The 24,546-nt window shown below is 72.4% G+C and carries 17 protein-coding genes; 9 read left to right on the top strand and 8 right to left on the bottom strand.

The window, feature by feature from the left end; genetic code table 11:
• Positions 1 to 127: 127 nt before the first annotated feature.
• The 3 genes from ABZS66_RS46790 to ABZS66_RS46780 form a co-directional block, all read right to left on the bottom strand.
• Complete coding sequence (locus ABZS66_RS46790) at positions 128 to 1,735, bottom strand: cellulose binding domain-containing protein (RefSeq protein WP_354769512.1); 1,608 nt, start codon at positions 1,733 to 1,735, stop codon at positions 128 to 130.
• 239 nt (positions 1,736 to 1,974) lie between these two features.
• Entirely contained in the window at positions 1,975 to 2,367 is a 393-nt protein-coding gene (locus tag ABZS66_RS46785) for a TIGR03618 family F420-dependent PPOX class oxidoreductase (protein WP_354769511.1), read from the bottom strand.
• Positions 2,367 to 3,035, bottom strand: coding sequence for a DUF899 domain-containing protein (locus ABZS66_RS46780; protein ID WP_354769510.1), 669 nt, complete (start codon positions 3,033 to 3,035; stop codon positions 2,367 to 2,369). The genes ABZS66_RS46785 and ABZS66_RS46780 overlap by 1 nt, the downstream gene beginning before the upstream one ends.
• Positions 3,036 to 3,118: 83 nt before the next feature.
• On the opposite strand from ABZS66_RS46780, the gene ABZS66_RS46775 reads away from it, so the two are divergent.
• From ABZS66_RS46775 to ABZS66_RS46765, 3 genes are all read left to right on the top strand, one after another.
• Positions 3,119 to 3,571: a helix-turn-helix domain-containing protein gene (locus ABZS66_RS46775; RefSeq protein WP_354769509.1), complete on the top strand. Its 453-nt coding sequence runs from the start codon at positions 3,119 to 3,121 to the stop codon at positions 3,569 to 3,571.
• A gap of 203 nt (positions 3,572 to 3,774) precedes the next feature.
• Positions 3,775 to 4,824 (top strand): alpha-hydroxy acid oxidase, encoded by a 1,050-nt coding sequence (locus ABZS66_RS46770; protein WP_354769508.1) that lies wholly within the window; start codon positions 3,775 to 3,777, stop codon positions 4,822 to 4,824.
• Positions 4,821 to 5,744, top strand: coding sequence for a homocysteine S-methyltransferase family protein (locus ABZS66_RS46765; RefSeq protein ID WP_354769507.1), 924 nt, complete (start codon positions 4,821 to 4,823; stop codon positions 5,742 to 5,744). The genes ABZS66_RS46770 and ABZS66_RS46765 overlap by 4 nt, the downstream gene beginning before the upstream one ends.
• Before the next feature lie 9 nt (positions 5,745 to 5,753).
• Here the strand turns inward: ABZS66_RS46765 and ABZS66_RS46760 are convergent, their stop codons facing one another.
• On the bottom strand, positions 5,754 to 6,416 hold the full coding sequence (locus tag ABZS66_RS46760) for a macro domain-containing protein (protein WP_354769506.1): 663 nt from the start codon (positions 6,414 to 6,416) through the stop codon (positions 5,754 to 5,756).
• A gap of 82 nt (positions 6,417 to 6,498) precedes the next feature.
• Between ABZS66_RS46760 and ABZS66_RS46755 the strand changes: the two genes are divergently transcribed.
• The gene (locus tag ABZS66_RS46755) at positions 6,499 to 8,067 is read left to right on the top strand and encodes an ADP-ribosyltransferase domain-containing protein (protein WP_354769505.1); all 1,569 of its coding nucleotides are present in this window, start codon (positions 6,499 to 6,501) and stop codon (positions 8,065 to 8,067) included.
• Between the two features lie 9 nt (positions 8,068 to 8,076).
• Here the strand turns inward: ABZS66_RS46755 and ABZS66_RS46750 are convergent, their stop codons facing one another.
• Complete coding sequence (locus tag ABZS66_RS46750) at positions 8,077 to 8,988, bottom strand: hypothetical protein (protein WP_354769504.1); 912 nt, start codon at positions 8,986 to 8,988, stop codon at positions 8,077 to 8,079.
• Positions 8,989 to 9,019: 31 nt separating this feature from the next.
• Between ABZS66_RS46750 and ABZS66_RS46745 the strand changes: the two genes are divergently transcribed.
• On the top strand, positions 9,020 to 11,227 hold the full coding sequence (locus ABZS66_RS46745) for a hypothetical protein (RefSeq protein WP_354769503.1): 2,208 nt from the start codon (positions 9,020 to 9,022) through the stop codon (positions 11,225 to 11,227).
• Positions 11,228 to 11,326: 99 nt separating this feature from the next.
• On the opposite strand, the gene ABZS66_RS46740 is transcribed toward ABZS66_RS46745, so the two are convergent.
• Positions 11,327 to 13,633 carry a hypothetical protein gene (locus ABZS66_RS46740; protein WP_354769502.1) on the bottom strand — a complete coding sequence of 769 codons (2,307 nt, stop codon included), beginning with the start codon at positions 13,631 to 13,633 and terminating at the stop codon, positions 11,327 to 11,329.
• A 287-nt stretch (positions 13,634 to 13,920) separates the two neighbouring features.
• Between ABZS66_RS46740 and ABZS66_RS46735 the strand changes: the two genes are divergently transcribed.
• The 3 genes from ABZS66_RS46735 to ABZS66_RS46725 all read left to right on the top strand — a co-directional run bounded on the left by ABZS66_RS46735 (position 13,921) and on the right by ABZS66_RS46725 (position 21,949).
• Positions 13,921 to 15,564 (top strand): cellulose binding domain-containing protein, encoded by a 1,644-nt coding sequence (locus tag ABZS66_RS46735; RefSeq protein WP_354769501.1) that lies wholly within the window; start codon positions 13,921 to 13,923, stop codon positions 15,562 to 15,564.
• 169 nt (positions 15,565 to 15,733) lie between these two features.
• Positions 15,734 to 19,738, top strand: coding sequence for a discoidin domain-containing protein (locus ABZS66_RS46730; protein ID WP_354769500.1), 4,005 nt, complete (start codon positions 15,734 to 15,736; stop codon positions 19,736 to 19,738).
• 69 nt (positions 19,739 to 19,807) lie between these two features.
• On the top strand, positions 19,808 to 21,949 hold the full coding sequence (locus tag ABZS66_RS46725) for an MMPL family transporter (protein ID WP_354769499.1): 2,142 nt from the start codon (positions 19,808 to 19,810) through the stop codon (positions 21,947 to 21,949).
• Between the two features lie 75 nt (positions 21,950 to 22,024).
• Here ABZS66_RS46725 and ABZS66_RS46720 read toward each other — a convergent pair whose 3' ends face one another.
• Both ABZS66_RS46720 and ABZS66_RS46715 read right to left on the bottom strand, forming a co-directional pair.
• A complete protein-coding gene (locus tag ABZS66_RS46720; RefSeq protein ID WP_354769498.1) occupies positions 22,025 to 23,200 on the bottom strand; it encodes a hypothetical protein in 1,176 nt (391 codons plus the stop codon).
• A complete protein-coding gene (locus ABZS66_RS46715) occupies positions 23,193 to 23,714 on the bottom strand; it encodes a SigE family RNA polymerase sigma factor (protein ID WP_354769513.1) in 522 nt (173 codons plus the stop codon). The genes ABZS66_RS46720 and ABZS66_RS46715 overlap by 8 nt, the downstream gene beginning before the upstream one ends.
• Before the next feature lie 182 nt (positions 23,715 to 23,896).
• Here ABZS66_RS46715 and ABZS66_RS46710 point away from each other — a divergent pair, with 182 nt between their 5' ends.
• Entirely contained in the window at positions 23,897 to 24,430 is a 534-nt protein-coding gene (locus ABZS66_RS46710; protein WP_354769497.1) for a dihydrofolate reductase family protein, read from the top strand.
• Positions 24,431 to 24,546 lie beyond the last annotated feature (116 nt).

The raw sequence follows: 24,546 nt of genomic DNA, 5'->3' as shown, positions 1-24,546 counted from the left end.
CTGACCGTCGCGGCGACATCCCAGCCGTTCCGATGGTGACGCCGGTAAGTTCCGGCCCCGGCGGCACGAGCGTTGTCTGGCGGGAGCGACGGTCGTGCCTTGCACGGACCCGAGCCCCCTTCCCGGTTCAGCCCGTGTACGCCGCGAAGATGCGGCTGAACTCGTACGGCTGCTGGGGGACGTTCGTGCACATGTAGAGCGCGCCGGTGCAGGCGTTGCGGTCGCGGGTCTCCTCCCAGAAGGACAGCATGCCCAGGTGGTTGGTCTGGGCGAAGGCGACCAGCTGGCGGGCGTCGTTCTGGTCGTACGTGCCGCCGTCGTCGTTCTTGCCGAGCATCGGGGTGACGCCGACCATCCGCCAGAGCTGGGCGTCGGTCTTGGCCGGGTACAGGCCCTTGAGCTGGTTGAACGTCGACTGGGCGGCCTGCACGGCGAAGTTGCCGTAGTCGCCGCTCGCCCGCTGGTAGTCCATCGCCATGACGTTGACCAGGTCGAGGTTGACGCCCGCGTCGCGGGCCGCGCGGACCACGTTGACGCCGTCGGCGGTGAGGCCCTCCGGGAGCACCGGCAGGGTCAGCGAGATCTTCACGTCGGGGCGGGCCGCCTGGAGCAGGGCGAGCGCCTGCGAGCGGCGGTTGACCGAGGTCGGGTCGGCGACCGCGGCGCCCTCGATGTCGAGATCGATGTACTTCAGCGCATAGGCATCGACGACCGCCTGGTACTCGGCGGCCACCGCGGCCGGGGTCGAGCAGGCCTGGGCGAGCTCGATGCCGCTGGCCCCGCCGAAGGAGATCTTCACGTCGCCGCCCCGGGCGCGGATCGCGTCGATCTGGTCGCGGGCCCAGGCGGCGCGCGGGTCGTACGCGTTGAACCAGGACGCCTTGCAGCCGGCGCTGTTGACGAACGCGAGCGTGAAGTTCTTGAGGTTCCCGGCGGTGGCCATGTCGGTCAGGCTCGGCGTCGGCCAGGCGCCCATGTCGACGTACGGCGCGACGGGGAGCGCGGCGCCCGGGTTGCCCGGGTTGCCGGCGTTGGTGGTGGCGCTGACCTGGTTGCTCGCGCCGGAGGCGTTGCCGGCCGCGTCGCGCGCCTTCACGGTGAACGTGTAGGCCGTCGACGGTGCAAGGCCGGCCACGGTACCGCTGGTGCCGGTCACCGTCGCCGCCAGCGCGCCGCCGCGGTAGACGTCGTACGCGGTGACGCCGACGTTGTCGGTCGACGCGTTCCAGGCGAGGCTGACGCTGGACGAGGTGGTGCCGGTGACCCGGAGGCTCCCGGGCACCGTGGGCGCCTGCGTGTCCACGACGCCGGCGCAGCTGCCACCGTTGATCTTGCAGTTGGCCGGCTTGCCGGCGCCGCTCACCAGGAACCCGAAGGTCGTCGAGGCGCCGGGGGCGAGGGTGCCGTTGTACGTGCGGTTGTTCGCGGTGACATGCTGGGCGGACTGGCTCATGAGCGCGTCCCAGTAGCTGCCCAGGGCGGAGCCCGTGGGCAGGTCGAACTCGACCTTCCAGGCCGACACGGTGGCGGCCGTGCCGTTGGTGATCGTGTACTTCGCCTGGTAGCCGGAGCCCCAGTCGGAGTCGTACGTGAGCGTGGCGGTGAGCGCCCCCGCCGCCTGCGCGGGCGCCGTGACCACGGCGACGCCGCCGACGGTCGCGAGCACCGCGGCGGCGGCCAGGACGAGCCTTCGAAGTGCCATCACTGCCTCCAGGGTGAGCAGCAGAGGTCCCATTGAGGCACAACGATAAATAAACTTAACTAAAAGTCAACCCGTGGCTCGGGTCCATGGCTCATCGGGTGTTGCCCGGCTCGTCGGGTCGGGCGGCACCTGGGCCCCGCCGCATGATCGTGGGAAACATCTGGTCGTTATGACAGCCAGATGTTTCCCTTGATCATGGACCGTCCGATGTGGATCGCCCTTCCAGCCGGGAGGCCGCGCCCCGGCCAGTAGCCTCGTGCGATGACGCTGCCCTAGCCGAAGTCGTAGGCGTCGGCGCGGTCGGCCTCGAAGAGCAGGACCACGCGGTCCGTGCGCAGCGGGTACGGGCCGCCCGTGTACTTCGCCGCGATACGGTCGATGACCTTCCAGCCCTCGTCGCCGTCCAGGACCGTCGTCAGGCGGCCCCGGATCAGGGCCGTCGCCTGTGGACGGTCGTGGTCGACGATGGAGATCGCCACCCGGGGGTCGCGGGTCAGGTTGCGGGCCTTGCGGGAGCCCAGCGACGTGAGGACCGCCAGGCGGTCGCCCTCGCGGTCGATCCAGACCGGGACCGAGTGCGGGGCGCCGGACGGGAGCACCGTCGCGATGTGGGCGTAGTTGACGCCGTCGACCAGGCGGATCACGCCCTCGGGAAGCGGGCTCATCACCACACCCCGTACTCGTCGTGCGGGCGCAGCCACTGCATCGTCGGGGTCTGCGGCCAGCCCTCCGGCGAGTCCTCCCAGGTCTCCTGCCGGCCGTACGGGGTCAGGTCGAGCAGGTTGAAGTCCGGCCGCAGGCGGTCGACGCCGCGGGCCGTCGTGAAGTACGTCAGGAAGACCTCGTCGCCGTCGCGCAGCAGGACGCTCAGGCCGAAGCCACCGCCCAGGGCCAGGTCGTCGTTGTAGTCGCTGCCGTACGACGAGTACCACGGCAGCGGCCAGCCCATCCGCTGCCGCAGCGTCTGGATCTCGGCCTGCGGCGCGCGGGACATCAGGATCAGCCGGGTGTCGCGGGCCCGCAGGTGCTCCTGGGCGTGCTCGGGGAGGTTGTCGGTGAACGTGGCGCAGCCGCGGCAGACGTAATCCTGGCCCGGTTCGAGCATGTGGTGGTACGTGACGAGCTGCCGGGCGCCGGCGAACAGGTCCACCAGGCCCGCCGTGGCGCCGTCGGGTGCGATGAAGCGGTACGGCTTGGCCAGGTGGACCATCGGCAGCCGGCGCCGCCGGGCGGCGAGCTCGTCGAGCGCGTGCGTGAGCTCCTTCTCCCGGGCGAGCAACGCGTCCCGGGCGGCCCGCCACTCGTCCGCGGTCACGACCTGTGGCCTGCTCATGATGTACACCTCCATCAAGAAAGTTCCCTCAGGAGACCGACGCTACACCAATGAGTCTCCTGAGGGAACTATCATCGGGAACCATGCAGCGCACCCAGTTCGCCGGCATGGCGTGCTCGATCGCCCGGACCCTCGACGTCATCGGGGAGCCGTGGTCGCCGCTGATCCTGCGGGACGTCTACGTGGGCATCAACCGCTTCGACCAGCTCCAGCGCGACCTCGGCATCTCCCGCAAGGTGCTCACCCAGCGCCTGGCCTGGCTGGTCGAGCAGGGCATCCTGGACCGGCGGGAGTACTCCAGCCGGCCGGTGCGCCACGAGTACGTGCTCACCGGGAAGGGCGCGGAACTGTGCGACCTGCTCATGGTCATGGTGCGCTGGGGCGACCGCTGGACGGCCGGCGAGGCGGGGCCGCCGGTGCTGTACCGCCACCGGGCGTGCGGCAACGTCGCGCACGTCGAGCCGGTCTGCTCGGCCTGCGGCGGCCCGATGCACGCCACCGACGTGGACGTGCTGCCCGGACCGGGGGCTCGCTAGAGGACGAACCGGCGGTCCGCGTGCGGGCCGGCGGGGATGGGGTCGCTCTCCAGGACCAGCCAGTCCTCGTCCGGCTCCGGCACCTCGTTCACGTCGTTGTTCGTATCCATGATCACCGCCGTACCCCGACGGATGATCGCGAAACGCTGTCCGGGAAACGTCACATTCGAACCGGCCGGCGGCCCGGGCCGTGCACCCCGCACGTGGACACGATCGGACAGATCACGGCCGCCGGACTGGCGGCCCTCACGGCGGAGGCCCGCGACTACCTCGAGGGCGGCGCCGGCGACGAATGGACGCTGCGCCGCAACACGGCCGCGTTCGGCGAGTGGACGTTCCGCCCGCGGCTGCTCACCGGGGCGGCGACGCCCGACCTGCGCACCACCTTCCTCGGCGTCGAGCTCGACTTCCCGGTGCTGACCGGCCCAGTCGGCGCCGACCGGCTCTTCCACCCCGACGGCCAGCTGGCCGTCGCGCGGGCCTGCGCCAAGGCCGGCATCGCCGCCATGGCGCCGGAGGCGAGCTCGTTCGCGCTGGAGACGCTGCGCGGCGAGGCGCCGGAGGCGGTGGTCTTCGGCCAGCTGCACCCCGTCGGCTCCGACGCCGACTTCCTGCGGATGGTCGAGCGGTACGAGCGGGCCGGGTACCGCGCCCTCGTCGTCACCGGCGACTGCCCCACGGCCGGCTGGCGGGAGCGGAACCTGCGCAACCGCTACACGCCCCCGGCCGGCGTCGTCGGCGGCAACTACCCCGGCGAGCCGGACCCGTTCGGCCGGCTGTTCGGGAACAATCAGGCATGGACCTGGGACCGGCTCGGCCGGCTGCTGGCCCGCACCGAGCTGCCCTGGCTGGCCAAGGGCGTGCTGAGCGCCGAGGACGCGCACCGCGCGCTCGACGCCGGCGCCGCCGCGATCGGCGTGTCCAACCACGGCGGCCGCCAGCTCGACGGCACGCCCGCCGCGCTCGACGCGCTGCCCGAGGTGCGGGCGGCGGTGGGCGCCGCGACGCCGATCGCCTTCGACAGCGGCATCCGCCGCGGGGCCGACGTCGTGAAGGCGCTCGCGCTGGGCGCCGACGTGGTGGTCCTGGGCCGCGCCGCCGTCTACGGGCTCGCCGCTGACGGTGAGGACGGCGTTGCGGCCGTACTGCGGCTGCTGCGCGACGAGACCCGCAACATCCTCACCCAACTGGGCCGCGGCAGCGTCCGCGACCTCGACCCGACCGCACTGCGACCGCTTGGAGCGACACCGTGACCCACGACCTTCCGCAGCTCGGCCCGGACGTGTTCCTGGCCGACGGCGGCATCGAGACCGACCTCATCTTCAACAAGGGCGCCGAGCTGCCCGAGTTCGCGGCCTTCACGCTGCTGTCCACCGAGGACGGCACGCGGCTGCTCGACGGGTACTTCCGCGAGTACCTGGCGGTCGCCGCGGAGGCCGGCACCGGCCTGGTGCTGGAGTCGGCGACCTGGCGGGCCAACCCGGACTGGGCGGCGAAGGTCGGCTACGACGCCGACGGCCTGGCCCGGGCCAACCGGCAGGCGGTCGAGCAGCTCCTGCGGCTGCGCGACGAGCAGCCGACCGGCCGGCCGGTCGTGGTGAGCGGCTGCGTCGGCCCGCGCAGCGACGGCTACCGCCCGGAGCAGCTGATGGACGCCGACGCCGCCACCGAATACCACGGCGTGCAGATCGGGACCTTCGCCGGGACGGGCGCCGACCTCGTCACCGCGATCACGATGGGGTACCCCGAGGAGGCGATCGGCGTCGCCCGCGCGGCGCGGAACGCGGGGCTGCCGGCGGTCATCTCCTTCACGGTGGAGACCGACGGCACGCTCCCGGTCGGCACGCCGCTGGCCGAGGCGGTCGCCCGCGTGGACGAGGCGACCGACGGGTACCCGGCGTACTACATGCTCAACTGCGCCCACCCCGACCACTACGCGCATGCGCTGGACCCGCAGGCCGCCTGGACGCACCGCATCCGCGGCCTGCGCTCCAACGCCTCCCGCCTCAGCCACGCCGAGCTCGACGAGGCGCCGGAGCTCGACGCCGGCGACCCGGCCGGGTTCGGTCCGCTGCACCGCGGCCTGCGCGACGCCCTGCCGTGGCTGACCGTGTTCGGCGGCTGCTGCGGCACGGACGCCCGCCACGTCCGCTCCCTGGCGGGCTCCCTGTAACCGGTTGACCTAGCGGCGGTTCGCCGGGGGCGTGATGCGGACCCGCTCGGTCTGCGGGCGGGACTCGATGTCGGCGAGCTGCCCCACGAGGGTGGCGCGCAGGTCGTCGTAGTCGCGGAACGCGTAGTCCTGGAAGAGGGCGTGGCCCGCCCACATCAGGTTGGCGCAGACCTGGGGCGGCACGCTGCCCGTCGCGGCGCCCATGCCCACCAGGGCCACCGAGCGGATGCTGCCGGGCTCCCGGTCGTTCTGCATGTGGATGGCCTGGAAGGCGGCGGCGCAGGCGAGGGCGACGTTCAACGTCTCGCTCACGTCCTCGACCGACGCGTTCATGGTCGGCGTCGAGATGACGTACCGCGGGTTCGCCGCGCCCGACGCCACGCACACCGCGCTGCCGATCGGCAGCGCGGTGCCGAACTGCGCGCGGATCGCCTTCTGCACGCGCATCTGGATGCCGGCGCCGAGGTGGCGCTTGATGACGGCGTCGACGCCGCCGTCCATCCGGCCGTGGGAGTTCGTCGGGCTGACCCAGGCGTCGACCTGCTGGTCGAGGATCGAGCCCTTGGTGATCTGCACGTCCGTGGCGTCGGCGAAGGCGGAGAGCCAGGCCTGCACGACCTTCGCGTTGACGTCGCAGAGGACGACGCGGAGGGGCTGGTGATCGACAGTCATGGCTCACGAACATACAAGGCCGTGCAAAGGCCTCATATGATCGGCCCGCAGACCGCCCGCCGACCCCCACGGAGCCGCCGAGATGACGAGCGACAGCACCGACCCGTTGGCCCTCAACGAGCTGTTCACCGGTGGCGGTGAGCCGTGGCTGCCGCTGCTGCGGCCGGCCATCGAGGCGCAGCCCGGCGCCGAGACGTTCATCGGGCCGGGCCGCAGCCCGCAGGTCGTGCCGGTGCGGGAGCTGACCTTCCAGGCGCTCAAGCCGCACCCGCCGCACAAGTGGAAGGTGGTGGTCTTCGGCCAGAACCCGTACCCGCGGCCGGAGAGCGCCACCGGCATCGCCATGTTCGACAACACGTTCCACAACTGGGCCGACAGCCAGTTCGGCAAGACGGTCAGCATTCGCTGCATCATCAAGGCCGCGGCGATGTGGAAGCACGACATCCCGAAGAAGACCCCGATCGCCGACATCCGGGCGCTGCTCAAGCAGCACGACACGGTGCAGCCGCCCGAGTGGTTCCAGGCGATGCTCACCCAGGGCGTGCTGCTGCTCAACGCCTCGCTCACCGCGAGCGCCGACGGCGCGCTCGGCACCGACCAGCACACGGCGTTCTGGCGGCCGGTGGTCGAGCGGCTCATCGAGGAGATCCTGCGGGCCAAGCAGGAGGCCGAGGACGAGCAGGACCGCGGTGTCGTGTTCGCGTGGTGGGGCGCGCACGCCCGCAACCTCAAGTCCCTCGTCCAGCGGCTGCAGCGGAAGTACCCCGGGGTCGAGGTACGCCACATCGACCACTGCAACCCGGCGGCGCAGGGCGACATCTTCTGCGACGGCGACCACTTCGGCCAGGTGAACGCGGCGCTGGCCGGCCTCGGCGTGGACGAGGTCGACTGGCTGCCGAGCACGGGCTGGAACGCGCAGCAGACGGCGACGGCCGACCGCATGGGCGCGTTCATCGCGTCCACGATGGAGCTGCACAAGCTGTACCTGGAGCGGCTGGCCAGCGTCAAGGACGAGGGCCTGGCCCTGCCGGCGATCACCGGCGTCTTCGCCACGCCGCTCATGGACTTCCGCGAGGCCGTCGCGCCGGCCGCCAAGGTGCTGTCGGGCCTCGACTGGCACGTCGAGACGTCGCACCAGTTCGGCCTCCAGGCGACCGGCGCCGGCCTCACCGCCGACGAGGCCGCCGCGCTGTACCTCTACACGTGCGAGTCGGCGTTCTACCGGCAGATCAACGCCACCCTGCGCCATCCCGACCGCGGCCGGCTCGCGCCCTACCTGCCGTACCTGCGGCTCCTCTTCTCCGCCGTGTCGCGCCTGCCCGCCCGCAAGGAGCCGCTGTGGCGCGGCGTGGCGCTCGACCTGCGCGCGCAGTACCCGCTCGGCCAGACCATCACCTGGTGGGGCGTCTCGTCGTGCACGTCGAAGCTCGGCGTGGCCCAGGCGTTCCTCGGCAGCCGCGGCAAGCGCACGCTGTTCGAGGTGCGCCCGGCCCGCGCGGTGGGCATCCGCAGCTTCTCCGCGTTCACCGGGGAGGAGGAGTTCATCCTCGCCCCCGGCACGCAGCTCACAGTCACGAGCGTGAAGGCCGAGCGGGGTGGCCTGTGCACCGTCACGCTGACCGAGCTGGAGTCGCAGCAGATGGTGTCGTGAAGCAAGGCGTCAGCGGCCGCCCGGCGGGAACGCGATCCCCCACGCCGTCAGGAAGTCGTCGCGGTCCACCCACGACTTCGTGAGCATGTGGGTGCGCCAGTCCTCGCCCGTGCCCGTGCGGGCGAGCGGGATCCGGTAGTCGCGCTCCAGGCAGTACAGGCCGTCCTCGGCGATCGCCCACTGCCGGCCCGGGATCTCGACCAGCGCCCCCAGGCGGAACGGGTGCTCGCCGTGGCGGGCCGTCACGCCGTGGCGGACCGCCGCCACCAGGTCGCCGAGCAGCGCGGAGGCGTCGAACTCGGTGTCGCCGGGGTACAGCCGGAGCACCACCGCCGTCTCCGCCAGGTCCCGCGCGATGACCTCGGGCGCGGTGCCCGGCGACCAGGTGAGCTGGTGCACCGGCGAACCGTCGACACGTTCGAGCGTCAGAACAAGATCCTCGTCGAGCCGGTACCGCAGCCGCAGCTCGGTGCCCGGGAACCGCACGCGGAGCCCGGACGGGGCCAGGAGGCCCGCCGACGTGGCGCGCTCGACCAGCCGGGCCACGTTCTGCTGGGTCGGGGCCTCCGTGACCGCGGCGAGCAGCGCGTCCCACGACTCGCGGGACGACTCGATGAGCGCTCGCGTGGCGGTGCCGACCTGGTCCAGACGGGACACGGCCTCGCGGACGCCGGCCAGCTGGTCGGCCATCGACGCGGTGCGCTGCTCGGCGCGGCGCAGCCGGCTCTCGATCATCCAGCCGATCTGCACCAGCGGGATGACCAGGACCAGCGACGAGCCGACCTGGAGCAGGACGTCGGGCAGGAACGAGGCGCCGCTGAGCGCCCACGCCGCGGTGATCATGCCGGCGCCCACGATCGTGGTGAGCGCCGAGCCGAGGAGCCCGCGGTCGCGCAGGAGGGTACGCAGCCGATTGACCATCCTCGCTAGTCTTGCATCCGGGGTGGTGGATGTGGCGAAGGTGATCGGCCTCCCGGTCGCGTACGGCATCGAGCTGTTCAAGAACCGCACCCACGAGCTGGCCGAGATCGGCCGGCGGCTGTCCGATCCGGCGATCCGGATGGTGAGCATCGTGGGGCGGCGCGGGATCGGCAAGAGCGCGATGGCCGCCAAGGTCATGGACCTGCTGGAGCGGGGCCGCTGGCCTGGGCACGTGGAGGCCGAGCCGCCGGCCGCGCTGATCAACCTCAGCACCCGCACGTCCGGCATCTCCCTGGAGCGCGTGTACCACGATTGTGCCCGCCTGCTCGGCCCCGACCACGAGCCGCGGCTGCTGGAGGTGTGGGCGAGCAGCCGGCCGGTGGGCGACAAGATCGGCGAGCTGTTCGGCGCCATGGAGGGCCAGCTGTTCGTGATCCTGCTCGACAACTTCGAGGACCGCCTCCAGGACGACGGCACGCTCGACGACCCGGAGACGGCCGCGTTCCTCGACTGCGTGCTGCGCTCGCGCCACAGCCCCCGGCTGCTCGTCACGACCCAGATCCCGGTCCGCCTGCCGCCGGAGGTGCGCCGGTTCGCCGCGCAGGTGGAGCTCATCCGCGGCCTGCCGGAGAGCGACTCCGTGACCCTGCTGCGCGAGCTCGACCACGACGGCACGCTCGGCGTGGCCGGCCTCTCCGACGACGAGCTGTTGCATGCCGCCGTCCGGGTCCATGGTGTACCGAGAGCGCTCGAGCTCCTGGTCGGCGCCGTCGCCGACGACACCCTCACGCTCCCGACCCTGCAGGAGGTGCTGGCCAACTTCACGCTTCGCGGCGACGTGGTGGCCAACCTCGCCCAGGACCGGCACCGCCGCCTCGACCACGAGTGCCGTGCGCTGCTCGACGTCCTGGCCGTGCTGCGCACGCCGGCCCAGCGCGACGCGCTGGAGTGGATCGCGGCCGGCATCGCCCCCGACCTCGACGTCGCCCCGACGCTGTCCCGCCTGGTCCGGGTCCACCTGGTGGCGGTCGAGCGGGCGACGCGCTCGTTCGCGGTACACCCGATGGACGCCGACCTGGCGTATGACGAGATGCCCTCGTCGCGCCGGCAGGCACTGGAGCGGCGGGTGGCGGACTGGTACGCGCGCCAGGCGCTCCCCCGCCACACCTGGCGCACGCTCGACGACGTGGCGCCGCTGCGCCGCGAGTTCGACCACCGGGTCCGGGCCGGCGACTTCGACGCCGCCGCCCTGGTCCTCGGCACGATCAGCGAGTGGCTGACCTGGCACGGCTCGGTCATGGCGGCGGTCTCCATGCACCTGGCCGTCGACGGCCGGCTCACCGACGACCGGGCCCGCCTGGCCCACTTCGGCGGCTTCGGCCACGTGCGGCTCATCGCCGGCCCGATCACCGAGGCCATCGGCCTGTTCGCCGCGGCGGCCCGCCTGGCGGACCGCCTGGGCGACCGCCGCGCGCTACGCAACGCGACCTTCGGCTGGGGCGACGCCCTGCGGCAGGGCGGCCGCGCGGCCGAGTCCGTCGCCCCGCTGGCCCGCGCCCGCGACCTGGCCCGCGAGCTCGGCGACACCGAGGCCGAGGTGCACGCGCTGCTCTCGCTCAGCCTGGCGTACAGCTACCTGGGCGACGGCGCCGCCGCCCTCGCGCTCGGCGAGGAGCTGGCCGCGCTGGCCGGCGCCGACCGGCTGACCTACGCCCGCTCGTGGAACGCCCGCTCGCTGGCCCTCCAGGTGCTCGAACGCTGGGAGGAGGCGATCGAGGCCGGCCGCAACGCGGTCGCCGCGTACGCCGCCGCCGACATCGGCGAGGCCACCGCGGGCGCCTACAGCGTGCAGGGCGTGGCACTCGTCGCCCTGGGCCGCCCGGACGAGGCCCTGGAGGCGTTCCAGGCGGGCTGCGAGTTCGCCTCGGGCATGGAGAACCCACGCACCGAGGGCCTCTGCCTGTTCAACGCGGCCTGGGCCCAGTGGACGGCCGGCCGCCGCGCCGCCGCCGCACGCACGGCGGAGCGCTCGAACCGCTCCCTGTCGATCGCCGGCGCCCCCGAGGCGGCGGCCGCGGAGGCCCTGGCAAAGGCGGCAACGGCCGCCGCGGACGGCAACCCGCACACGGCGGCGACCGCGCTGGACGAGGCCGCGGCCATCCTGGGCGACAACGCCGAGACGATCCCGGCGTCCTGGCTCCACACCGAGGCGACCCGCCTCCGCACCCCGTCCGCCTAAAGCCCCGCCCACCGGCTCCGGCCGGCGGGCAGCCCGGCGATCACGAGCTGCGGGCGCGCCCGGCCGGAGTCCCTCGGTTCGGCCGGGCGCGCCCGCCGGTCACGGCGTGGTGCCGTCCTGGTGGGTGAGCCGGTAGGTGCCCGTGACCGCGCCGGTCTCCAGGATCACGGTCACCGGCCCTTCGGGGAGCGTGCAGGTGACCGTGCGCTCGTCGTACGCCGGCGTCGGCCCGCAGTATCGCAGCCCGCCCGCGTCGAACACCGAGAGCACCGCCCGGCCCGCGCCCGCCGTGCGCTGCCAGGTGAACGTCTCGCGGGACGCGTGCTGGCCGGCCGGGATGGTGAAGCAGAACGCGAAGTGGTCCGCGTCGGCCGGGACCGTCGCGCCGTCGGCGCCGCGCGGCAGCTCGGTGCAGGCCGGCGGGCCGTCGACGCGGCGGAAGGCGGTCGTGAAGGCCCCGGGTGCGTTGCCCCCGCTCTCGGTCAGCACCGCGGAGAACGGCGCGGTGCCGTTGAGCTGGCAGCTGCTCTGCCGCAGCTGCCACCCGCCGTCGCAGACGAACGCGCCGGTCGCGTCGACGACGATCGCGGTCGGGTTCGCCGCGCCGGTCGCGTCCGTGGGCTGCAGCTCGACGACCCGCGTGCCGGCCGCGCCGGGCAGCTGGCGGCAGAGGTACTGGCCGGGTGCGGTGAACTCGGCCCGGAAGGCCGCGCCGTCGTCCGCGACGGCCGGGCAGCCCGCCGGCTGTATCGGCAGCAGCGTCGTCACGTAGGCAAAGTCGTTGTCGATGACCGAGTTGGGCACCCGCCCGTCGAGCACCATCGTGTACCGCCCGGCCGCCGGGATCTGGCAGTACGCGCTGTCGTCGCAGATCCGGTGGCCCGTGCTGTCGTACACCGACGCGTAGGACAGCGTGTTGTCCGCGCTGTAGGGGCGGGCGATGTAGGTGCCCGGCGTCGCGATGTTCAGGATGCGGCAGCGGACCGGGCCGAGCGCGCCGGCGGGGGCCGCGTTGTACGCCCCCGGCCGCACGACCGGGCAGCCGGCCGGCTGCGACAGGCGCCGGACCTGCAGCTTGTAGGCCTCGTCGGTGCTGCCGGAGTCCCAGTAGGCCAGGAAGGACAGCACCCGGTAGGTGCCGGTCGCCGGCAGCACGCACCCGTCCTCCGGGCTGTAGCTCGTGCACAGCGCCGCGCCCGAGCTGTCGACCAGCCAGGACGAGACGTAGTTGTAGTTGACGGACGCCGAGTAGAGCACGACCCGGTCGCCCGCGTTGCCGTGGAACGGCTGGCAGTTCGTCTGTATCGCCGAGGTCTGGTGCACGACCAGCGCGTCCTGGGCCCAGGACAGGCTCGTGCCGGGCGCGCAGCCCGCGTTGCGGAACAGCGCCGGCGCGGCGATCTGGTAGCTGACCGGGTTCCAGTCGCGGTTGGTGGTGATGACCGTGTAGTCGCCGGCGGCCGGCAGGGAGCACGACGACCGCGGGGCGGTGCTGTCGCAGACGAGGTTGCCCGCGTCGTCGTACAGCTGCCAGAACAGGCTCTGCGAGTTGAAGATGCGGATCGCGACCGACCCGGCGGACGGCATGCGCAGCCGGTGGCAGCCGACGCCGTCGTTGGCCGGAAGGTTGCCGGTGCCGGCCTGGGCGCCCGGGTCGCCGAACGCCGCCAGCCTCAGCGGCGCGCAGCCGGCCGCGTTCGAGATGCGGGCCATCCGCAGCGTGTACGGCGAGGCGTTGCCGTAGTAGTCGTAGAGGTTGAGCGAGTACGGCCCGGGCGTGGTCAGCCTGCAGGTCGTCGCGTAGCGCACCGGGCAGACCGGCTGGAACTGCCCGTCGAGGATCGTCCCCTGGACCGACCCGGTCGCGGGTGCCCACAGCTGCAGCACGCTGCCGACCGGCTGGTTGAACCGGAAGCAGGTGCCGGCCGAGCCCTCCGGCAGGGTGCCGGTCACGCCGGTCGAGGCGAACGAGAAGAACGTGCCGGGCAGCGTCGTGCACGCCGACGGCGTGCGCATGGATTCGACCGAGATGGTGTAGTTGCCGCTCTCCCCGTACTGGAGCGCGGCCGTGATCGTGTAGGTGCCGGCCCTCGCCAGCTGGCACTCGCCGGTGTGCAGGTAGCACAGCACCGTGCCCTGCCGGTCGGCGAGCGTGAACCCGATTGGCGAGCCGGTGCCGCCGTTGGTCATCACGAACAGCTTGTCGTTGGCGCGGGTCGTGGTGACGGTGAAGACGTCCGGCTCGGTGGTGAGCGCCGAGCACACGGCGACCTGACCGAAGGTGAGTGGGCCGCCGCACGTGTCGGCCGCGGCGGCGGCCGGCGGCGCCGCGAGCAGCGCTGCGGCGAGGGTGGCGACGGCGAGCAGCGGTAGAAGGTGTTTGAGGGTAGGGCGATGAACACGCATGGCAGAACTCCCCCGTGAAGTTCCACGCGATAGCGCGGGATGCATCGATGGTTGCACGCGCCGCCGAGCCCGGCGGTCCGGTGCGACATTTCGCCCGAAGCGGACTTCGAAACATTTCCGGATGTTGTACCGCTGGATCGGCGTCCTTCGAAATGCCTGTTTTCACGTGCATACATCGGGCGATGCCATCCGACCAGCGCAGAACGGTTTTCGAAACGACAACCGCATTGACACTCGCCGAAATATTGCTCGACGCTGGACGCAACTTTCCAGGAAAGGAGCGTCCGGTGATCAACCGAACGTCCCGCCCAGCGGTGGTCGTCCTGGCGGTGGCGGTGACCCTCGCGTTCGCCGGCGCGGTGACCGTGCTGGCCCGGACCACGACCGCCCAGGCCGCCGCCGCAGGCGTCGAGGACGAGGGTGCCGACTGCCCGGTGCCGGCCCTGCCCGACGCGGGCGCGCTGCCCACCAACGCCCGGCTCCCCGACCCGTTCAAGCGCCTCGACGGCTCCCGCATCACCACCAAGGCCGACTGGCGGTGCCAGCGGACCCTGGTCAAGAAGCTCGCCGAGAAGTTCGTCTACGGCGAGAAGCCCGCGAAACCCTCGAGCGTCACCGGGACCGTCTCGCGGACCGGCATCACCGTGAACGTGTTGCAGAACGGCCGCAGCTCGAGCTTCTCGGCGAGCGTCGACCTGCCCAGCGGCACCGGACCGTTCCCCGCGGTCGTGGTGGTGGGCGGCTTCGGCGCGGACACCGCCGCCATCAAGGCCGCCGGCGCCGCCGTCATCAGCTACGACCCGTACTCGGTCGGCCGCGAGGGCACGCCCCGCACCAGCAAGCAGGGCGCGTTCTACACCATCTACGGCGCGTCGAGCCCGACCGGCCTGCTCATGGCCTGGGCCTGGGGCGTCAGCCGGATCATCGACGTCATCGAGCAGTCGGGCGGCAGCGTCCTGCGCGCCGACGCGACCGGCGTGACCGGCTGCTCCCGGTTCGGCAAGGGCGCCTTCGTCATCGGCGCGTTCGACCAGCGCATCGCCCTCACCATGCCGATCGAGTCGGGCAGCGCCGGCGTGCCCGTCTTCCGCGGTATCCCGGGCGAGGGCGCGCAGAGCCTGAGCAGCGCCTACGGCGAGCAGCCGTGGTTGGGCGACGCGTTCGGCTCGTTCACCGGCAGCCCGGCCCGGCTGCCGGTCGACACCCACGAGATGGTGGCCATGGTCGCCCCGCGCGGCCTGTTCATCATGGACAACCCGCACATCGTCAACCTGGGCCCGAAATCGGCGAGCGTCGCGGCGCTCGGCGGCGCCGAGGTCTACAAGGCGCTGGGCGTGGGCGAGAACATCACCTACTGGTCGGATGTCCAGGACGGCACGCACTGCGCCAATCGACCGGAATGGCGCACTCCTCTGCAGCAGCACATTCAGAAGTACCTCCTCAAAACCGGCAATGCGCCCGGCGCCCTGCGCATCTCCAGCCGCGCGGCCGGCAACCTCGCCGACTGGCGCGACTGGACGACACCGACCCTCGGCGGCACCCTCCCGTCGTCCTCCGCGTCCGCGTCGTCATCCCCGTCGGTATCTCCGTCGGCATCCCAGTCGCCCTCGGCGTCACCGTCGGTGTCGGCACCGCCACCGGGCGGCTGCTCCGCGACCGCTTCGATCAACCAGTGGCAGGGCGGCTTCGTCGCGACGATCCGCGTCTCCGCCGGTGCCGCGGCGATCAGCGGCTGGACGGTCGGCGCGACCCTGCCGGCGGGCGCGACCATCACCAACGCCTGGAACGCCGACCGCAGCGCGAGCAGCGGCGCGGTCCAGTTCACGAACGTCGCCTACAACGGCACGCTCGCCGCCGGCCAGACCACCGAGTTCGGCTTCCAGGGCACCGGCACCGGCACCGGGCTCACGCCCTCCTGCACCGCGCGGTAGGTACCGCCCGCGTACCACGGGCCCGGCGCCGATGGCGTCGGGCCCTTAGCGCCGATCCATACGCGTTGTTACCATGGCGGCTGCCCCCGAGCCGATCATGATGACCACTTCCCCAGCGCCTCTCGTCGCGCCGCGTGATCGCTCTACGTACCCCGTCCCGGAGGTATCGATGACCGTTCGCCAGCGGCTGGTGTCGAGCCTGACGACGTTCGCCGTCGTCGCGGCCGGCGCCGCGGTCACGATCGCCACGGCGGTCGCCGGCCTCCCTGCGACGAGTTCCGCCGCCGTGCCGAGCGGGTTCCAGGAGCAGATCGTGCTGGCCGGGCTGGACCGCCCGACGAAGGTCGAGTTCGCGCCCGACGGCCGGATCTTCGTCGCCGAGAAGCGCGGCCTGATCAAGGTCTTCGACGGCCTCGCGGACACCACGCCGACGGTCTTCGCCGACCTGACCACGAAGGTCAACAGCACCAGCGACCGGGGGCTGCTCGGGCTGGCCCTGCCGCCGAACTTCCCCACCAACCCGTGGGTCTACGTGCTGTACAGCTACGACGCGCCGCTCGGCGGGACGGCCCCGGTCTACAACGACAACTGCGGCGAGCTGGCCAACCAGGGCAACTGCGTCATCTCCGGCAAGCTGTCCCGGCTGCAGGCCGCCGGCGACACCATGACCGGCGGCGAGCAGGTGCTGATCTCCGACTGGTGCCAGCAGTTCGTGGGCCACTCGATCGGCGACATCGTCTTCGGCTCCGACGGCGCGCTCTACGCGTCGGCGGGCGACGGCGCCAGCTACAGCGCCGCCGACTACGGGCAGTTCGGCAGCCCGCCCAACCCGTGCGGCGACCCGGTCAACGAGGGCGGCTCCCTGCGGGCGCAGGACGTGCGCACCGACGCCGACCCGGCCGGCCTGAGCGGCTCGCTGGTGCGGCTCGACCCGAACACCGGCGCCGCGATGGCCGGCAACCCGGCCTCGGGCAGCTCGGACGCGAACGCGAAGCGGATCGTCGCCCACGGCTTCCGCAACCCGTACCGGCTGACGGTGCGGCCGGGCACCAACGAGGTCTGGGTCGCCGACACCGGCTGGTCCCGCTGGGAGGAGATCGACCGGGTCGCCTCCCCGACGGCCGCGGTGACCAACTACGGCTGGCCCTGCTACGAGGGCGCGGAGCGGCAGCCGGCGTTCGACAACGCCAACCTCCCGCTGTGCGAGTCGCTGTATACCGAGACGCCGCCCGTCAACCCGTACTTCGCCTGGCGGCACGGCCAGGACGTGGTGCCCGGCGACGGCTGCGGCACCGGCGGCTCGTCGTCGACCGGCCTGGCCTTCTACCCCAACTCCGGCCCGTATCCGGCGGCCTACCGCGGCGCCCTGTTCTTCGCCGACTACTCGCGCAACTGCATCTGGGCGATGAAGGCACCGAGCGCGGGCGCGCTGCCCAACCCGGCGAACATCGAGCCGTTCGTGACGACCGCCGCCACCCCCGTCGACCTGAAGATCGGCCCCGGCGGCGAGGTGTACTACGTCGACCACATCGGCGGCACGGTCCGCCGGCTGCGGTACTACGACGGCAACGTGCCGCCGATGGCCGCGGTGACCGCCGCGCCGACCAGCGGCGAGATCCCCCTGACCGTGGCGTTCGACGGGACCGGCTCCTCCGACACCGACGCCGGTGACATCGGCCGGCTGACCTACGCCTGGGACTTCACCGACGACGGCACGACGGACGCCACCAGCGCCAAGGCCTCGTTCACGTACACCACCGCCGGCATCCACACCGCCCGGTTGCGGGTGACCGACACCCTCGGCGCGACCAGCGACAAGACGATCCAGATCCTCGCCGGGGTCGGCGCGCCGGTGGCCACGATCGACGGGCCCGCCGAGGGCGCCACGTGGGCGGCCGGCGACACGGTGAACTTCTCCGGCCACGCGACCGACCCGCAGGACGGGACCATCCCCGACGACAAGCTGCGCTGGCAGGTCCGGCTGCAGCACTGCGCCACCCTGACCAGCTGCCACCAGCACCTGCTCGGCGACTACACCGGAGCGTCCGGGTCGTTCGTCGCACCCGACCACGAGTACCCGTCCTACGTCGAGCTGGCCCTCACCGTCACCGACTCGGAGGGCCTCACGCACACGACGGTGCGGCGGCTGGATCCGAAGACCGTCGACGTGACGTTCACGACCAGCACGCCCGGGCTGAACCTGACCGTCGGCACGGTCGACGCGGCCACGCCGTTCACCCTGCGGCTCATCCAGGGCTCGACGACGACGGTCAGCGCGGCGACGCCGCAGATCATCGTCCCCACCCAGTACAACTTCACGAAGTGGTCGGACAACGGGGCGCAGACCCACGTGTTCACCGCGCCGGCCGCGCCGGCCACGGTGACCGCCACCTACGCCTCGACCCCGGTGGCGAACCTCGCCCTCAACAAGGTGGCGACCGGCACGCAGTCGTGCAGCCTCGACGAGACGCCGGACAAGGCGGTCAACGGCAGCATCTCCGGCGGCGCGACCGACCGGTGGTGCGGCTCGCCGCAGATCGCCGACAAGTGGCTGCAGGTCGACCTCGGCAAGTCGTACTCGGTGAGCTCGGTCGTCGTGCGGCACGCCGGCGCCGGCGGTGAGTCGGCCGGCTGGAACACCAAGGACTTCGACGTCCTGCTCTCCACCGACGGCTCGACCTGGCGCACCGGGGCGACCGTGCGGGGCAACGCCGCCAACGTGACCACGAACGCCGTCGACGGCAAGGCGCGGTACGTCCGGCTCAAGATCATCACCCCGAGCAACAGCGGCAACCCGGCGGCCCGCGTCTTCGAGCTGGAGGTGCTGGGCAACCCCGGCACCGCCTCGCCCGACCTGACCAACCTGGCCCTGAACCGGCCGACCACCGCCACCCAGTCGTGCAGCCTCACCGAGACGCCCGACAAGGCGGTCAACGGGACCTGGTCGGGCGGCGCGGCCGACCGGTGGTGCGGCTCGCCGCAGATCGCCGACAAGTGGCTGCAGGTCGACCTGGGCTCGAAGTACAACCTCGACTCCGTGGTCGTCCGGCACGCGGGGGCCGGCGGTGAGTCGGCCGGCTGGAACACCAAGGACTTCGACATCCTGCTCTCCGACAACGGGACCACCTGGCGCACCGGGGCGGCCGTGCGCGGCAACTCGGCGAACGTGACCACGAGCCCGGTGACCGGCACCGCGCAGTACGTCCGACTCAAGATCATCACCCCGAGCAACAGCGGCAACCTGGCGGCCCGGGTCTTCGAGCTCGAGGTGATGGGCTCGCAACCCGAGCCGGAGCCGACCAACCTGGCGCTGAACAAGGTGGCCACGAGCACCCAGTCCTGCAGCCTGTCGGAGGGCCCGGAGAAGGCGGTCAACGGCAGCATCTCCGGCGGCGCGACCGACCGCTGGTGCGGGTCGCCGCAGGTCGCCGACAAGTGGCTGCAGGTCGACCTCGGCGCCAAGGCCACGCTCGACTCGGTCGTGGTCCGCCACGCCGGGGCCGGCGGTGAGTCGACCGGCTGGAACACCAAGGACTTCGACATCCTGCTGTCGGATGACGGGACCACCTGGCGCACCGGGGCGAGCGTCCGCGGCAACGCGGCCAACGTGACCACGAGCGACGTCGACGGCACCGCGCGGTACGTCCGGCTCAAGATCGTGACCCCGAGCAACAGCGGCAACCTGGCGGCGCGCATCTTCGAGCTGGAGGTGCTCGGCCTGGCCGGCACGCCGCCGCAGCTGACGAACGTCGCCCGCGGCAAGACGGCGAACGCCACCCAGTCGTGCAGCCTCACCGAGACCCCCGACAAGGCGGTCAACGGCAGCTGGACCGGCGGCGCCGCCGACCGGTGGTGCGGCTCGCCGCAGGTCGCCGACAAGTGGCTGCAGGTCGACCTCGGCGCCGCGTACACGCTGAACACGGTCGTCGTCCGGCACGCCGGCGCCGGTGGCGAGTCGGTCGGCTGGAACACCAAGGACTTCGACATCCTGGTGAGCACCGACGGCATCAACTGGACGACGGCGGCGAGCGTGCGGGCCAACGCGGCGAACGTGACCACGACGCCGGTGGCCGGCACCGCGCGGTACGTCCGACTCAAGATCATCACACCGAGCAACAGCGGCAACCTGGCGGCGCGCGTCTTCGAGCTGGAAGTGCTCGCGGTAGCGTCCTGACCGTCGCGGCGGTGCGGCCGGGGCCCGTCCCCGGCCGCACCGGCATGCGCAGAACTACGCGGAGGCATCGTGTTCGAGTCCCTGGGACGGTTCGTCGCCCGCCGGCGCGGGCTCGTCCTCGCGGTCTGGGTGGTGGCCCTCGTCGTCGGCGTGGGCGCCGGCGGCCAGCTGTTCGACCGGCTGCGGCCGGTCGACGCGCTGAGCGCCGACGCCGAGGCGGCCCGGGCCGAGCGGCTGGTCACCGAGCACTCCGCCGACGGCCCCGTCGTCTACGCCGTGATCCGCGACGTCGACCTGACCAGCCCCGACCTCGTGCGCTCGGTGACGGACACGGCGACCGAGCTGCGCAAGCTGCCCGGCGTGGTCAAGGTCGAGGACCCGTTCACCACCCGCGGCGCGCCGACCGGGGCCGACGACCGCAGCACGATGGTGCTGGTCGAGCTGGCCGAGGACCTCGCCCCCGCGAAGCTGGAGTCGCTCGAGGACCAGGTCCGCAACCGGCTCCACCGCATCCAGGCGCCGTCGGTGCTCGTCGGCGGCGACCACCTCGCCGAGCGGGCCTTCGGCGAGCAGGCGGTGCGCGACCTCGCCGTCGGCGAGTCGGTGGCGTTCGCGCTGCTCCTCGTCGCCCTCATCGTCGTCTTCGGCGGCGTCGTGGCGGCCGGCCTCCCGCTGGCCGCGGCGGTCGTCGGCGTGAGCGTCACGTTCCTGGTGCTGCTGGCCGTCAGCCTGCTCGGCCCCGTCGGCGAGTTCTCGCTGAACATCGTCACCCTGCTCGGCCTCGGCCTGGCCGTCGACTACGCCCTGCTCATCGTCGCCCGCTACCGGGAGGAGCTGGCCGGCGGCACCGACCCCGAGACGGCCGTCGCGACCGCCATGCGGCACGCCGGGCGTGCGGTCGCGATCTCCGGCCTGGCCGTCGCGGTGGCCCTCGCCGGGCTCGCCATGTTCGCCGAGCCGCTGCTCGCGTCCATGGCCGTCGGCGGCCTCGTGGTGGTACTGCTGGTCACCGCGCTGGCCCTGACGCTCGTGCCCGCCCTGATCGTCACCGCCCGCCGGCACATCCCCGCCGCGGGCGCGGAGACCTGGGTGACCCGGGCACTGGCCCGCCTGCGGTGGCTCCCCCGCGGGTCGGTGCTGGCCCGGCTGGCGGGCACCGCCCAGCGCCGCCCGTCCGTCGTGGCGCTGCTGGTGACGGTCGGCCTGCTCGTCCTCGCCGCACCTCTGCTGGGCGCCAACTTCGCCAACTCCGACGCGCGGGCGCTGCCCTCGAGCGTCGAGGAGCGCCGGGCGTACGACGCCCGGCAGGCACTGTTCACCAGGGGCGAGGCGGCCCCCGTGACGGTCGTCGCGACCGTCGACCCGACCACCCCGCAGGCCCGCGACTACCTCAACGACCTCATGAAGCTGCCGGGGGTCGTGCGGCTCACCCTCCGCGACGAGGTCGACGCCGGCACGGTCATCATCGACCTGACCCCGGCCGGCGCCACCGCCGGCGAGCAGTCGCGCGCGGTGGTCCGGGCCGTCCGCGCCGACCGCCCGGCCTTCCCCGTCCTGGTCGGCGGCGAGGCGGCGAAGGTCGTCGACTACCAGGACTCGGTCGTCGGCCGCCTGCCGTACGTGGTGGCCGCGGTCGTCCTGGCCATGCTGATCCTGCTGTACGCCCTGACCGACTCGCTCGTCGTCCCGGTCAAGGCGATGCTGCTCAACGCCCTCACCTTCCTGGCCACGCTGGGGGCCCTGGTGGTGGTCTTCCAGTGGGGCTGGGGAGAGCCGATCCTCCGGTTCGACTCGTGGGGCGCCCTGGACCTGACGACACCACTGCTGCTGTTCGTGTTCATCTTCGGCCTGTCGATGGACTACGAGGTCTTCCTGCTGTCCCGGATCCGCGAGGAGTACCTCACCCGCCCCGACAACGACCGCGCCGTCCTGCGGGGCATCACCCGCTCCGGCCCGGTGGTCACGGCGGCCGCGGTCTGCATCACGATCGTCTTCCTCGGCTTCGCCACCGGCGGCCTGGTCGCGGTCAAGGAGATCGGCGTCGGCATGGCCATCGCGGTGATCCTCGACGTGACGGTCGTGCGCGGCCTGCTCCTGCCCGCGGTGATGACCCTCCTCGGCGACCTGAACTGGTGGGCCCCGCGCGCCCTGGCCCGCCGCCGCGCCCAGTCCCCGGTCGCCCGCGGCACCGCCCGCGTCCCGGGCCGCTGACCCCACCTCCCGCCGGCACCGCCGGTGGTCGCCGAAAGGGCCCGGCACCCGGCCGGGCCCCACGACGGCGGCGGATCAGCTCGCGCGGATCTTGAAGATGACGGCGTTGTTCTCCGGCTTGGTGTCGTCGATGCCCTTGAGGTCGTTCATCCCGACCGCCGACACCGCCGCCTCGACACTGCCCTCGGTGAAGGACGCGTCCACGGTGATTGCGACCGTCTCGCTGACCTGCTCGCCGGCCGGCAGCGGGGCGTGCGGCGCCTGGTAGGTGCCGAACACCCAGCTCGACGCGAAGGCCGGGTTCGGGCCGGCGCAGGCGAACGAGCAGTTGCCCAGGCCGACGCGGAAGCGGCCGGACGGGTGCGGGCCGTTGTTCTTCACCGTGACCTTCGCGGTGCCGGTGCGCTTGCCGTCGACGACCGGGCCGAGGACCACGTCGGTGACGGTGACCTGCAGGTCGGTGACCCGGGCCGGATCGCCGAACGCGGTCGGGCCGGCGAGCTGCCGGAACTTCCCGCCCTCCCAGCCGTACTCGCGGAACTGGTGCCGTTCCGCGCCGGGCTCCGTCCCGCAGCAGGCGATGAAGTCCGAGACCTCGGCCACGATGCCGCCGCCGTCGCGGACGGCGATGTCGCGGACGACGTAACGCGAGTCCTCGGCCACGACCACACCGAGCAGGACGACGGCGCCGTCGGCGTTGCGGTCGAACGCCAGGACCTGGCCCCTCGGCGTCTCGCCGGACCGGCACTGCACCAGCGCGGCGGTCTCGAGGGCCGAGTCGCCGTCGAGGTCGGTGTGGACGACCTTCTCGATCCACGCCGTGCTCTGGCCGATCTCGCCCTTCCCCGCGCTGATCGCCAGCTTGACCGCCGTCGTGTCGCACTGCCGGCTCAGGAACGGCGGGAAGTCCACCGTGACCGCACCGAGCTGGGCCGCCGTGATCACGCCGTCGGGCGGCGGCTCCGCCGACGGGCTGGCCGGCAGCGGCGTCGCCGACTCGACCGGCGTCGGCGTGATCGAGTTCCCCGGAACAGGCGGCGGGTTGTTGCCGTGTGGATCGGCTGCGAACGCCGCGATGGGCGCGGCGATCAGTACGGCGCCCAGCACGCTGAGCGTGGTGAGCCGTACCGTGCGGCGGTGCCTGACGGTGGCCCGCACGGCGGCGGTGCCGGGCGTGATGGCGGGGGTCGTGGCCTCGGTGGAACGGAAGTCCCCGATGGCGTCGTTGATCAGGTCGTCGAACTCAGACATTGCTCCTGCCTCCCTTGCGCTCCGCCAGCTGCTCACCGAGGGCCGTGCGGCCCCGGCTCAGCCAGCTCTTGACCGTGCCTTCCGCGACGTCTTCCTGCGCCGCGATCTCGGCGACCGAGAGCTCGCCGATGTAGTGCAGCACCACCGCCTTGCGCAGTTGTGCCGGAATCTTCGCCAGCGCCGCCACGAGGACGATCCGGTCCGGTGAGGGACCCTCCAGGTGCTCCTCGCGCTGGTTGCGCAGGAAGTTCAGCGCGGTCCGGCGCCGGCGGAACCGGCTGGTGGCCAGGTTCCAGGCCACCCGCCTGACCCAGGCGAACGGGTCCTGGTAGGTACTGATGGTCTTCCACCTGCTGAACGCCCGGCAGAACGCCTCCTGCACCACGTCCTGTGCCTCGGCCCGGTCGCCGAGGTACGCGAAGAGCTGCGATCGCAGTACCGGAAACGCCGCCGCGTAGAACTCGTCGAAGTCGCGTTGGACGTCGACGGTCGGCACTGCATCGCTGCGTGTCATCGTCGCGGTCACACTGTCCTTCCTCCCCTGTCGCCCGCCCTTTGTTGAGCGGGCACCGTCGACACGCCTGACCCCCGGCGACGGTTGCAAAGATCTTTTACGACGTTCGGCCGTCCCGTGTCGAACCGGCCCCGGGCCGTTCGACGCACCTACGAGAGGACGACCTACCGGAGGGGTACACCATGAAGATCGTTGCCGGGATGCACGTGTCGCTGGACGGTGTCGTCGAGGCGCCCGAGCGCTGGAGTTTCGACTACTACTGCGACGAGGTCGGACAGTCGATCAAGTCCCGTCGCGACGCCACCGACGTGCTCCTGCTCGGCCGGAACACGTACCAGGAGTTCGCCGCGATCTGGCCCAGCCAGCACGGGGAGGTCGCCGACTTCATGAACGGCACGCCGAAACTGGTCGCGTCCACGACACTCACCTCCGTCGACTGGTCCGGCGCCGACCTGATCGAGGGAGACGTCGCGGCGGCCCTGACCACCCTCAAGCAGCAGCCCGGCCGCAACATCACGATCACCGGCAGCGCCACCCTGGTCCGGTCACTGATCGCCGCCGGCCTGGTCGACGAGCTGCACCTCATGGTGTGCCCGATCGTGCTGGGCAGCGGCAGGCGCCTCTTCGACGGGGCGGGCGCCCGGGTCCCGCTGCGGCTCGCCGCTGCGGAGACCTTCCCGACCGGCGTCGCCCACCTGACGTACCAGCCGGCCTGATCCTGGCCGACAACGCGCACAACCCGCGGTTCAGAAACACGAGGATCAAGGGCGCCCGGGCGGCAGTCACGATCGCGGCGGCATGCGGTCTCCGGGGCGACTCGCGGGGATCTTGT

Source organism: Dactylosporangium sp. NPDC005572, assembly GCF_040605515.1.
In the GTDB taxonomy this organism is placed as follows: domain Bacteria; phylum Actinomycetota; class Actinomycetes; order Mycobacteriales; family Micromonosporaceae; genus Dactylosporangium.
The sequence above is the reverse complement of the archived record's forward strand: the minus strand, read 5'-3'. Positions and strand labels throughout refer to the sequence as shown.